This window comes from Acinetobacter sp. SW-226, from assembly GCF_055632855.1.
The window spans coordinates 1,500,889-1,513,915 of sequence record NZ_CM145752.1; the positions used below are offsets into that span (position 1 = coordinate 1,500,889).

Annotated in this window: 10 protein-coding genes and 1 pseudogene; 2 read left to right on the forward strand and 9 right to left on the reverse strand. The window is 41.8% G+C overall.

The window, feature by feature from the left end:
- Positions 1-52: 52 nt before the first annotated feature.
- The 4 genes from mqo to betI form a co-directional block, all read right to left on the reverse strand.
- Positions 53-1,687 (reverse strand): malate dehydrogenase (quinone), encoded by a 1,635-nt coding sequence (gene mqo, locus ACZ8ZH_RS07275; protein ID WP_119062812.1) that lies wholly within the window; start codon positions 1,685-1,687, stop codon positions 53-55.
- Positions 1,688-2,179: 492 nt separating this feature from the next.
- A complete protein-coding gene (gene betA / locus ACZ8ZH_RS07280; RefSeq protein WP_470247892.1) occupies positions 2,180-3,844 on the reverse strand; it encodes a choline dehydrogenase in 1,665 nt (554 codons plus the stop codon).
- A gap of 120 nt (positions 3,845-3,964) precedes the next feature.
- Entirely contained in the window at positions 3,965-5,437 is a 1,473-nt protein-coding gene (betB, locus tag ACZ8ZH_RS07285; protein ID WP_119062810.1) for a betaine-aldehyde dehydrogenase, read from the reverse strand.
- Positions 5,430-6,056 carry a transcriptional regulator BetI gene (gene betI / locus ACZ8ZH_RS07290; RefSeq protein WP_470247893.1) on the reverse strand — a complete coding sequence of 209 codons (627 nt, stop codon included), beginning with the start codon at positions 6,054-6,056 and terminating at the stop codon, positions 5,430-5,432. Before betI ends, betB begins: the two co-directional genes overlap by 8 nt.
- Before the next feature lie 536 nt (positions 6,057-6,592).
- On the opposite strand from betI, the gene ACZ8ZH_RS07295 reads away from it, so the two are divergent.
- On the forward strand, positions 6,593-8,653 hold the full coding sequence (locus ACZ8ZH_RS07295) for a choline transporter (protein ID WP_119062809.1): 2,061 nt from the start codon (positions 6,593-6,595) through the stop codon (positions 8,651-8,653).
- 12 nt (positions 8,654-8,665) lie between these two features.
- A complete protein-coding gene (locus ACZ8ZH_RS07300) occupies positions 8,666-9,280 on the forward strand; it encodes a MarC family protein (protein ID WP_086207574.1) in 615 nt (204 codons plus the stop codon).
- A gap of 48 nt (positions 9,281-9,328) precedes the next feature.
- Here ACZ8ZH_RS07300 and ACZ8ZH_RS07305 read toward each other — a convergent pair whose 3' ends face one another.
- The 5 genes and pseudogenes from ACZ8ZH_RS07305 to cydP form a co-directional block, all read right to left on the reverse strand.
- Positions 9,329-9,631, reverse strand: coding sequence for a cyd operon YbgE family protein (locus tag ACZ8ZH_RS07305; RefSeq protein WP_086207573.1), 303 nt, complete (start codon positions 9,629-9,631; stop codon positions 9,329-9,331).
- Between the two features lie 3 nt (positions 9,632-9,634).
- Positions 9,635-9,736, reverse strand: a complete 102-nt coding sequence (gene cydX / locus ACZ8ZH_RS07310) for a cytochrome bd-I oxidase subunit CydX (RefSeq protein WP_002120988.1) — start codon at positions 9,734-9,736, stop codon at positions 9,635-9,637.
- 24 nt (positions 9,737-9,760) lie between these two features.
- Positions 9,761-10,907 (reverse strand): annotated as a pseudogene (cydB, locus tag ACZ8ZH_RS07315) (cytochrome d ubiquinol oxidase subunit II).
- Positions 10,904-12,484, reverse strand: a complete 1,581-nt coding sequence (locus tag ACZ8ZH_RS07320; RefSeq protein ID WP_110974113.1) for a cytochrome ubiquinol oxidase subunit I — start codon at positions 12,482-12,484, stop codon at positions 10,904-10,906. Before ACZ8ZH_RS07320 ends, cydB begins: the two are co-directional and overlap by 4 nt.
- Positions 12,484-12,675: a cytochrome oxidase putative small subunit CydP gene (gene cydP, locus ACZ8ZH_RS07325; protein WP_086207570.1), complete on the reverse strand. Its 192-nt coding sequence runs from the start codon at positions 12,673-12,675 to the stop codon at positions 12,484-12,486. Before cydP ends, ACZ8ZH_RS07320 begins: the two co-directional genes overlap by 1 nt.
- Positions 12,676-13,027 lie beyond the last annotated feature (352 nt).

The window sequence follows — 13,027 nt, forward strand, 5'->3', positions numbered from 1 at the left end:
GACTTAAAAAAAGGATGGCGCAAAGTCCATCCTTTTTAGGGTTTAAAGCAGATTACTGTGCTTTTGCTACCGCAGCAGTTTCGTCATTTGCAGCTTTAGCCATAGGTGTGTATTTCAAACCTAGGGTTGTGCTGGTGTATTGGCGAACTTGGTCAAGAAGTACAGGATTGGTGCTGAGTTCTTGTTGGTACGATTTTACAATTTCATGTAATTTCGGATTCCATTTACCTGCTACTTGCTGAGGGAATGCTTTTTCAAGCAAGCTCAACATAATATAAGGAGAGGTCGAAGCACCAGGGGACGCACCTAATAGGGCAGTAACAGCACCGTCCTGTGAGGCAAAAATCTCGGTACCAAATTGCAAGCTTGCGGGTTTGCCTGGTTCTTTCTTAATGATTTGAACACGTTGACCACCTTGATTCATGCGCCAGTCTTCTGGTTTTGCATCAGGATAGTATTTTCTTAATTCATTAAAACGGTCTTCATCGGTCATCATGACTTGGCTAACTAAGTATTTGACCAAATCAAGATTTTCCATGCCCACAGCAGTCATGGGTAAAACGTTGTTCTTAGTGGTTGATTTCAATAAATCAAGCTGAGAACCTTGTTTTAAGAACTTGTTTGAATAAGTCGCAAATGGGCCAAACAACACATATTTTTTACCGTCGATATAACGAGTATCAATATGTGGAACAGACATTGGAGGTGCGCCTAATTCAGCACGACCATAAACTTTTGCAGTATGGCCTTCGGTGACTTTCGGGTTGTCGGTCATTAAGAACACGCCACCTACAGGGAAGCCAGCATATTGCTTTGCTTCTGGTAAGCCTGTCATTTGTAAAAGTTTAACCGCTGCACCGCCTGCACCAATAAAGACAAAGCGCGTTTTCACGTGATCTGTTTTACCTGTAGTGAGGTTTTTAAATGCAACAGTCCAAGTTTTATCATCGTTTTGACTAATACCAGTCACTTCAGTCGATGTTTGTAGTTTGAAGTTAGATTGTTTTTTAAGGTGATCGACCAATTGAGTGGTGATCGAACCATAGTTTACATCCGAGCCTACATCCATGCGTGTTGCAGCTACTTTCTGTGCAGTATCACGGCCATTCATCACCAAAGGTGCCCATTGTTTAATTTCAGCAGGATTCTCAGAGAATTTCATACCATAAAACATTGGGTTTTTAACCATTGCAGCGTAACGTTTTTCGAGGAAATTCACGTTATCGCCCCAAACGAAAGCAATGTGCGGTACAGGGTTGATGAAACTATTGGGTTGTCTCAAAACACCTTCTTTGACTTGATAAGACCAGAACTGTTTTGCAACTTCAAATTGTTCAGCCACTTTTACAGCTTTGGTAATGTCCATTTTCCCATCTTTTTCAGAGGTGTAGTTCATTTCCATAAAGCCAGAGTGACCTGTGCCTGCATTGTTGAAGCCATTAGAGCTTTCTTGTGCAACTTTGTCTAGGCGTTCATACATGCGAATTTGCCAGTTTGGCTCAAGTTCACTAAGGTATGTGCCTAGGGTTGCACTCATGATGCCACCACCAACTAAGACTGCGTCAACAACAGGCTCGTTGCTGGTGGTTTGAATTTTTTTAGACGTGACGGGTCTAAATAAGAAAATTACGACTGCAATAATAAGCAGTACGATTAATACCAAAAGGTATTTTAAAAATTTGTTCATGCGATTATGACCTTGGGGACAGGTTTTGGATCGCTTTATAGCGAAGAGAAAATAACAATTATGGTGATAGAGATGCTTGTAAAAAATTAGCTTGGCAGAATTGAAGTAATACTTAAAAGCTCAAGCAGCCAAAGATTAACTTTTTAAGCTATCACGCATTTTTGATTTATGGGTATTTTAGACTAAATATGTATTGACTTAGTAATTTTTATTGTAAATGAGTTCGGTTAAATTATAAATATCAGTGATGTTTGTTTTTATTCATTGTTTTTATTGAGTTTTATTTAGGTGTAATTTCTGTATTTAAAATACAGATGTTGAATATCTATACAAGAGTCCAATTTTTTTAACGTTTAAATGTATAAGTTGAGTTGGAAAGTAAGTCCTAAAAATAAAGTAAGTTGTGATTATGTTGTTTTAGAAAATATGAATAATTGCCTGACCTTATTATCCTAAAGTTAAATAAAAGGTCAGGTTTTACGCCATTAAGATTTATGCGATTTCGGCGCGATAAAATGGAGCAGTTGAACGTGGTAAAGCTTGGTGACCACGTATTTGATCCGCGATTTTCTCAGCCATCATAATGGTCGTTGCATTTAAGTTACCTGTGATAATGAGCGGCATAATCGACGCATCAACAACACGTAAATTTTGCATCCCGTGTACACGACCTTGTCCATCGACTACCGCCATATCATCTTCCCCCATTTTACAACTACAGGATGGATGATAAGCCGTTTCAGCATGATTACGTACAAACTCGTCCAATTCAGCGTCGGTTTGTATCTCTGTTCCAGGGCTGATTTCTTCGCCTCGATAAGGATCAAGCGCAGGTTGTTGCATGATTTCTCGAGTAATACGGATGGCATCACGAAATTCCTGCCAGTCTTGTTCTGTCGACATGTAGTTAAATAAAATACTTGGATGGTCGAAAGGATTCTTAGAGGTCACATGTACTCGACCGCGTGAAGGTGAGCGCATCGAACCGACATGGGCTTGGAAGCCATGTTCTTTGACAGCATTGCTACCATTATAGTTAATTGCAACAGGTAAAAAGTGATATTGAATATTTGGCCAAGCAAACTCTTTGGATGATCGAATAAAGCCACCTGCTTCAAACTGGTTGCTTGCTCCAATCCCAGTACCGTTAAATAGCCACTCTGCACCAATCGCAGGTTGGTTTTGCCATTTTAAAGCAGGGTAGAGAGAAACGGGTTGCGTGCACTTATATTGTAAGTACATTTCTAAATGATCTTGCAAGTTTTCACCTACACCCGGTAAGTCGTGTACAACTGGAATGTCGAGAGATTGAAGTAAGGTGCTTGAACCCACACCTGAACGTTGCAAAATTTGCGGTGATGCAATCGCACCGGCACAAAGTAGAACTTCCTTATTGGCATAGACCTGAAGCAAGTTGTTTTGATTCGCTCCTTGAATATATTCAACACCAATCGCTTGTTTGCCATTAAACAAAATTTGATTGGTCATGGCATGGGTAGTAATAGTTAGATTCGCGCGACCTTTGGCCATATCCAAATAGCCACGTGCGGTGCTTGAACGTCGACCTTTGGGGGTTACGGTTCGATCCATTGGGCCGAAACCTTCTTGTTGATAACCATTTAAATCATCGGTGCGTGGATAGCCTGCTTGCACACCCGCTTCAACCATGGCGTGGAATAAAACGTTATTGTCTGCTTTAGGCGTGGCAACAGAAACAGGGCCAGCATCACCATGATAATCATTGCCACCAATATCACGGGTTTCAGCCTTTTTGTAGTAAGGAAGACAGTCCGCATAGCTCCAGTCTTCAAGACCTTTAAGGGTTGACCACTGTTCTAAATCAATGGCATTTCCACGGATATAACACATGCCATTAATTAGGGATGAACCGCCTAAGCCTTTACCGCGTCCACATTCCATACGACGGTTGTTCATGTGGGGTTCTGGGTCGGTTAAATATGCCCAGTTATAACGACGCCCTTGCAAAGGATAAGCCAAAGCAGCGGGCATTTGGGTGCGAAAGTCGAGACGATAATCAGGCCCACCCGCTTCGAGTAAGAGCACCGAAACATCTGGGTCTTCGGTTAAGCGAGCAGCCAGTACATTACCTGCAGAACCTGCGCCAATAATAATATAATCGTAGTGTTGAGAATGCATAATGATCCTTTTTCTATGGCAGGGCCACGTTGCATGAGAACGTGACCACATGTTGAGTTGAGGATGAAAAAAGAATAAATAAAAAAGGAAGTAAGGATTTAGATAGCTAAAATTCAGACTTTAAAAAATACTTTGGTATTCGCCCAGTTCAACTTGAACCGATTTGATGCGGGTATAGTGTTCAAGTGTGGTGATGCCATTTTCACGTCCAACGCCCGACTGTTTATAACCACCTACAGGCATTTCAGCAGGGGATTCGCCCCAAGTATTGATCCAGCAAATACCTGCCTCAAGCTGATGAATAATTCGATGCGCTTGGGAAATATCTTGTGTGACCACACCCGCAGCTAAACCATAACTGGTGTTGTTGGCACGTTGAATGGCTTCTTCAATACTGTCATAGCTTAAAATGCTCATAACTGGACCAAAGATTTCATCTTGCACGATGTGCATGTCGTCGTGACAGTCGGTAAACACGGTTGGTAATACATACGCACCTTGAGCAAGTGTTGCTTTGGTGGCACGTTGTCCTCCCATCAATAAGGTTGCACCTTGTTGTTTGCCTGACTCAATATAAGACAAGACTTTTTCCATATGGGGAAAGCTGACTAAAGGTCCAAAGTTGGTTTCAGCTTGCATAGGGTCCCCCATACGGATACGTTTGACACGTGCAATAATGGCTTGTTCAAATGCAGTCTTGAGGGTTTGCGGTACAAACACACGGGTGCCATTGGTACACACTTGACCTGAACTAAAGAAGTTCGCCATCACCGCAATATCGGCTGCGCGGTCAAGGTTGGCGTCGGCACAAATAATCAGAGGTGATTTGCCACCGAGCTCCATGGTGACTTCTTTGAGACTAGAAGCCGCAGCACTCGCCATGACCTTTTTACCCGTTGCCACACCACCTGTGAACGAAATTTTTTGAATGTCTGGGTGTTCAGTCAACCATTGACCGACGTCAGCACCAAAACCTTGTACAATGTTGAAAACCCCAGCGGGTACGCCCGCTTCAGTATAAATCTCTGCTAGTTTTAAGGCGGTAAGAGGGGTCACTTCGCTGGGCTTAAAAATCATGGCATTCCCCGCAGCGAGGGCAGGAGCTGATTTCCATAGCGCAATTTGAATGGGATAATTCCAAGCGCCAATGCCTGCCACCACACCTAAAGGTTCACGGCGCGTGTAGAAAAAACTACTTTCACGTAATGGCACTTGCTCACCTTGAATCGCAGTTGCAAGTCCCGCGTAGTATTCTAAAACGTCTGCACCAGTGACAATATCGACAGTAGAGGTTTCACTGAATGCTTTACCTGTATCGAGTGTTTCTAGGCGAGCTAACTCGTCATTACGAGCGCGTAAAATATCGACTGCACGACGTAAAATACGGGCACGTTCGACCGCAGTTTTGGCAGCCCATTCACGCTGTCCTTGTACAGCACTTTGCACGGCTGCATCGACATCAGCTTTGGATGCTTGTTGAATGGTGGCAATGACTTCACCTGTAGCAGGGTTGATACTGTCAAAGCTTTGACCACTGGTGGCATTGAAATATTGTCCGTGAATATAAAGCGAGTGAAGCTGTACATTACTCATTTTGTTGTTCCTGCCGTATCTGTTGAATTAAGCGAAGTTGCATATCGACATAGTCGTATGCAATAGAACGTGCCAAATCACGATCAAATGCTTGATGACCACTTAAACTTCCACGTAACCATAATCCATCAATCAGTGCTGCTAACCCTTTAGCTGCTTGGCTTGCCTGTGGTCTCGGCATGAGTTGCAAGAAATGAAACTTCAAATTTGAATAAAGACGTTGATCATTTATTCGTTGCAGGCGACCTAAGTCGGCTTGATGCATACTGGCAGACCAAAAATCTAGCCAAACCCGCATAGCAGTGTTGTTGACCTGACTGATGTCAAAGTTGGCATCAATAATGGCTTTGAGCAAATGTTCTGGATTGGGTTGCACGACCTTTGCCTTATAGCTTGCCGTGGTCTCGGCTAAGACATTGAGCATTTGGCGCATGCAGCTGTGAATAAGACCTTGTTTATCGCCAAAATAATGGCTCACAATGCCCGTAGAAAGCTGTGCTTTTTTCGCAATTTGAGCAATGGTGGTGTTGGATAAGCCTACTTCGTGAATGACTGCATAGACAGCATTGATAATTTCTTCACGACGCTCATGCTCAGGTTTTACTCTACGTTTATTCATCACAATCCAGAACAATTTGCCTTAAATTTAAAGGCGTTAGATTCAATAACTTACATGGAAAGTATCATAGCATTTTTTTATGATACTTATTATTGATTGAACGTTCAATCAATAATAAGTACACTGGTGCTTAAATTCACAGCAAGCGTCAGCAATTTGGCGGTTTGGTTTTTAGCTAAATTTATATTTATCAGGTAGATAAATGGTATGAATAGCTGTAGTTTTATTTTGTGTAAATTTTAAGCAAATTACGGTTTTATACTTTTTAAGGATGGCAAAAGCTCATATAGTCATTTTGTGGGGAGAAAGATACAAGTTTCCTATTGGGATATAGATGAAAAGGGAACGGGTTTACATATTTTAATATGTACCAATAAACCGACCCAATAAATGATTTAGACCTGTGGGTTTAAAAGAGATAGCATTTTTATTGCATATAAAAATACTGTCGTTTTCGTTAGTCGATTTTTAAGCTCTCGACCACGAGAAGTTTAAAAATTGGCTTTTGTCTTTTTATTTACTTTCTTGAGGATTGTATGGCAACAGATAATCCAAGAGCAGTTGATGATCAAACATTAGCGCCTAAAGACCGTTTAAATGGTGTGGTCTTTTATATTTCAGCTCTCATTATTTTAATTTTTTCTCTTACCACCATTTTGTTTAATGACTTTGCCAATCGAACCTTAAATACGGTCTTGGCTTGGGTGAGTTCTACCTTTAGTTGGTACTACTTACTCGCAGCCACCCTATACATGGTGTTTGTGATTTTTATTGCCTGTTCACGCTATGGCAACATCAAATTAGGCCCCAAACATTCCAAGCCCGAATTTAGCCTTTTAAGTTGGTCTGCCATGTTGTTCTCAGCTGGGATCGGCATCGACTTGATGTTCTTCTCGGTGGCGGAACCTTTATCCCACTATATGCATCCACCTGTGGGTGAGGGGCAGACCCTAGAAGCGGCACGTCAAGGTATGGTGTGGACGCTATTTCACTATGGCCTCACTGGATGGTGTATGTATGCTTTGATTGGCATGGCATTAGGGTATTTTAGTTATCGTTATAATTTACCCCTGACCATTCGCTCAGCACTCTATCCAATTTTTGGGAAAAAGATTCATGGCCCAATCGGTCATAGTGTCGATACCGCTGCGGTGATCGGGACTATTTTTGGTATTGCGACCACCTGCGGGATTGGGGTGGTACAGTTGAACTATGGTTTACATGTGCTGTTTGACTTACCTGAGAACCTCTGGATGCAAGCGGCATTAATTGGGGTGGCGGTTGTCATGACCATTATCTCAGTGACGTCAGGAGTCAATAAAGGACTGCGTGTTCTCTCCGAGATCAATATCTATGTCTCTGTTGGGTTGATGCTGTTTATTTTGTTTTTAGGCAATACTGAATTTCTACTAAATGCTTTTGTGCAAAATATTGGGGATTACATTAACCGTTTTCCAAGTATGACATTGGAAAGTTTTGCCTTTCAACAACCGAAAGAATGGATGAACAGTTGGACCTTGTTTTTTTGGGCATGGTGGGTGGCTTGGTCTCCATTTGTAGGTTTGTTTTTAGCACGTATTTCGCGTGGGCGAACCATTCGTGAGTTTGTCAGCGGGACACTCATTATTCCTTTATTTTTCACACTCACGTGGTTATCAATATTTGGAAATAGTGCGCTACATAGTGTGATTTTTGATGGCAATTTAGCCCTTGCACAAAGTGTGATTGCGAATCCTGCACATGGTTTTTATGACTTGCTGGCACAGTATCCGTGGTTTCCGTTTATTGCAGGTGTAGCCACAATTACAGGCTTATTGTTTTATGTGACCTCGGCGGACTCTGGTGCACTGGTATTGGGTAATTTCACTACTCAATTTACCAATGTCGACCATGATGCACCACGCTGGTTGAGCGTATTCTGGGCTGTAGCCATTGGCTTATTGACCCTTGCCATGCTGATGGCTAATGGGATTACGGCACTGCAAAATGCCACGATTATTATGGGGTTGCCGTTTAGTTTTGTGATGTTCTTGGTGATGGCAGGTTTGTATAAATCACTGCGGTTAGAAGACTACCGACAAGCAAGTAGCAGTTTAAATGCAGCACCCGTGGTGGGCAATGTCGACATTCTCAACTGGAAAAAACGCTTGTCCCGAGTCATGCACCATCCAGGAACAACCGATACTCGGCGTATGCTAGATGATATTTGCCGACCGGCAGTGATGGCGGTTGCAGAAGAAATGCAAAAACGCGGTATCGACATCGGTGTTCAAGAGAGTGCTTTAGAAGAAGACCCAAATCTGTATCATTTAGATTTGATGATTCATTTGGAAGAAGAACAAAACTTTGTCTATCAAATTTGGCCAGTACGTTATATCGCGCCGACCTTTAGTGAACGCGGAAAACTGGGTAAACGCTTCTATTACCGTCTTGAAACCTATTTGTATGAAGGCTCTCAAGGCAACGACCTAGTCGGCTATACCAAAGAGCAGGTGATTAATGATGTGCTGGATCGTTATGAACGCCACATGACTTTCTTACATATCAATCGAATCAGTCCGGGGAATCGTCCCTTATTTCCAGATCCTCAAGGATAATTAGGAGGAACCATGTTGACCTCATATTTACATGCTTTTGCTTTGTTCTTCTCATTGTTGAATCCGTTTTTAATGAGTATTTACATGATTGGCATGATTCGGAACTCCGAAGCCAAAGTGTTTAATAAGGCCTTGATTCAGGGTTGTCTCATTGCCTTTGTGGTATTTATGCTGTTTGCATGGGGCGGAGAAGCGATCTTTAGTAAATATTTAAATGTACGCTTTGAAGCCTTTCAAATATTTGGTGGTCTGATCTTCTTGGTGATTGGTTATCGCTACGTGTTTCAGGGGGCAGATACCATTGGTGAAATGCGTGGTGCACCTGAGCATTTGGCAGGAACCATTGCGATGCCTTTTATGATTGGTCCAGGTACGATCAGTGCTGCTGTGGTGACAGGTATATCTTTACCGATTGGTGGCGCAGCCATGATTATTTTCTTAACTTTAACGTTAACCTGCGCATTGATGATTTTAATGAAATTTGCACATGATCATTTGCGTTATAAGCATGCTAAATATATCGACCGTTATGTTGATATCGTTGGGCGACTGTCGGCCTTACTGATTGGAACCATCGCGGTCGATATGATTATCAATGGTATTACAGGTGTGATTGCAGATATGTAATTGTCATATGCAAATAAAAAAGCCCTCAATAAATGAAGGCTTTTTTATTTAACTGAAGAACCAAGTGTAATAACCCCAGAGCATTAGTGGCCACGATAGAAACGGGCTAAACAGCCATTTCCAAATCCAGTGGCGTGGCACGAAGCCAACGCCGTGGATAAAGCCACCTGAAATACCAATCATGATATACATCAGTGCGCTGTGGCTGTAGTGACCATTGTCATCCAACATAGCAGCAGGATGAACTAACAACACCGCTGCAAGTGGAAAGGCCAACAGGCAGGAAATTAGCATCGCAATTTTGTTCGGCTTTTTATCTACAGTTTGGTTTTCCATAGCAACGTCTGTCATGGTTTATTCCTCATCAAGGTCTTGATGATGTTCAATATATAAAGCACTCAATACGCCAGCAAAGCAAGCCATTAAAATGCCGAGAATCCATGCAAAATACCACATAATTTGATCTCCTTAGACACAACCTTAGTAAAGGCTGTGTGAATTCTCTTTAATGTGAGTGTTGGTAATAACACCCCACATTTTGTAGTAACACCAAGTGGTATAACACAAAATAAGTGGGACAAAGATACAGGCTGCAACGGTCATTACAGTCAACGTCGTTTTACTTGAAACTGCATCCCACATGGTCAAGCTTGCAACAGGGTTGATGCTTGATGGCATAAGGAATGGGAATAGTGCAAAACCAGCAGTCAAAATTGCACCAATAACAGCTAAGCTTGAACCTAAGAAACTTAAGCCCGCTTTATTTTTGCTTGCAGCAAGAACGACGATTAGACCACCTAAGATGCCTGCAATAGGTGCAATCATCGTGATTGGGTAAGTTGAATAGTTATTCATCCAACCTGGATTGGCATTGGTCACCACTTCTTTGGCTAATGGGTTAGCAACACCGTTGGTATCAAATGGCGCCACTAGGGTATAACCTTCGATCCCACCAAAATACAACCAAGCACCAGCACCTAAGAAACGAGATGAGGTAAACAATACCCATCAGTTTGGTTGCTTGTGCTGAGCGGTTACGTAAGTCACCGTCAGTACGGAGCATGAGCCATGCACCGCCGTGGGCACACAGCATAGATAAACTGACTAGGCCGCAGACCAAAGCAAATGGGTTGAGTAGAGCAAAGAAGCTACCTGTGTAAGTTGAGCGTACTGTTTCATCTAAATTGAATGGAACACCCAAGAACATATTGCCAAAGGCTACGCCAAAGACTAACGCAGGCACAGCACCACCAACTGCTAAACCCCAGTCCCATGATGTACGCCATTTGGTATTTTGTAGTTTGGAGCGGTAGTCAAAGCCTACAGGTCGCAAGAATAGGGCAAACAGAACTAAAAGTAGCGCCCAATACATGCCTGAGAATGCGGTTGCATAAACCATAGGCCATGCTGCAAATAATGCACCACCCGCAGTAATGAACCAAACTTGGTTACCATCCCAGTGCGGAGCAATCGTGTTGATGGCTGCGCGACGTTCTTCATCTGTTTTGCCTACAAATGGCATGATCGCCATAGAGCCCATATCGAAGCCATCGGTGAGGGCAAAGCCAATCAACAGGACGCCGACTAAAACCCACCAGATAATTTTGAGTAATTCATATTCGATCATGCTTGAGTCTCCTCATTGCGAGCTGCTTCAAGTTTTTCAAAATGGTATTTACCTGTGTGAAGCGAACTTGGACCAAGACGTGAGAATTTGATCATTAAATACATTTCAATAATCAAAAGTACAGTATAGAACGCAGCTAAGGCAGCGATAGAACCCCATACATCACCTGTGCTTAAGCTTGATGCTGACAAGTGTGTAGGTAAAACCTCACCAATCGTCCAAGGCTGACGACCTACTTCAGCAACGTACCAACCTGTTTGCGCAGCAATCCATGGTAGAGGCAGAGCGAAAAGTGCAAATTTTAGTAGCCATGGTTTGTTCTCTGCATTGCGTTTTGCAACAGCAAAGGTTGCTAGGGCAAATAACAACAGCATTAAGAAACCAGACGCCACCATGGCACGGAATGCCCAGAATAAGCTTGGTACATGCGGAATTGTATCTTTTGCGGCAGCTTTAATTTGATCTTCAGATGCGTCTACAACATTTGGTGTATATTTTTTCAAAAGTAGACCGTAGCCTAAATCTTTTTGAGAATGTTCGAAGGCTGCTTGAAGTTCGGGTGATGTGTCACCTGCACGAAGCTTTTCTAGTTGAGAATATGCAACCATACCATTACGAATACGGACTTCATGCTGTGCGATTAAGTCTTTAATGCCTGTTACTTGTTTGTCCAACGAGCGTGTCGCAATAATGCCCATCACATATGGAATTTTCACGGCATAATCTGTGGTCATTGTTTCTTTATTTGGAATACCAAACAAAGTAATGGATGCAGGTGCAGGGTGTGTATCCCATTCCGCTTCAATGGCAGCAAGTTTAGTCTTTTGTACATCACCAATTTCATAGCCTGATTCATCACCGAGTAAAATGACAGATAAGGTTGATGCCAAGCCAAAGATGGCTGCAATAGCAAATGAACGACGGGCAAAAGGAACGTCTCGTTTTTTCAGTAAGTAATAACTGGAAATAGCGAGAACGAAAATCGAACCAGTTACATAACCTGCAGATACAGTATGTACAAATTTAACTTGAGCAACGGGGTTGAAAATGAGGGCACCAAAATCGACTAGTTCCATACGCATGGTTTCGTAGTTAAATTTAGAACCAACAGGGTTTTGCATCCAGCCGTTAGCAACCAAAATCCAGAGGGCTGACATATTGGAGCCAAGCGCAACCAACCATGTCACACCCAAATGCTGGACTTTGGAAAGACGATCCCAACCAAAGAAGAATAGGCCAATAAAAGTGGACTCTAAGAAGAAAGCCATCAGGCCTTCGATTGCCAATGGTGCGCCAAAAATGTCGCCTACATAATGTGAGTAGTACGCCCAGTTTGTACCAAACTGGAACTCCATTGTTAAACCTGTTGTTACCCCAAGTGCAAAGTTAATGCCGAAGAGTTTTCCCCAGAATTTGGTCATGTCTTTATAAATTTCTTTGCCAGAAATCACATAAGTGGTTTCCATAATGGCAAGAATAAAAGCCATACCAATAGTAAGTGGAACAAAAATAAAGTGATACATCGCGGTCATAGCGAACTGGAACCGCGAGAGATCGACCACGCTTTCAGAAATCATCAACGTGTCTCCTTGATTGGGGATGGATTGCCAGCAATACGCTCAGCAACTTGATTGTCAAAATTTTTAGGAATCGTTGGGGCGTCGAACCAGATGTTCTTAATGACCATTAAAATAATCACTTTAATGATTAAAATGGCAATAATCTCTCTGGTGACTTTTTGATTGAGATTTTTGGGGACTAAGCTCATTTCATAAAGCCTATTTTTTTAACTTGCTTTATATTATTAAACAAAAACATACAAAAAATAAATAGCCTTTAAACTTAAATAAAAAATATATTATTAATTTGTTTATATACAAATACTTAATGATTCTATGTGATGAAAAATAAACTAATATTTAAGCATTTTAAAGTTGACTAAAATACTTATATTTATATTTAAAAACCTGACTGAAATACTTGTATATATTTATTTTAAATCCGACTAAAACGCTTATATTTAAAAAAATTTCATTTTATCGAGAATTCGTCTTAAAATTATAAAATTGATAGGTCTTTTAAATCATTGAAGAATAGCTGGTCGAAGCGATAGCCCTTTT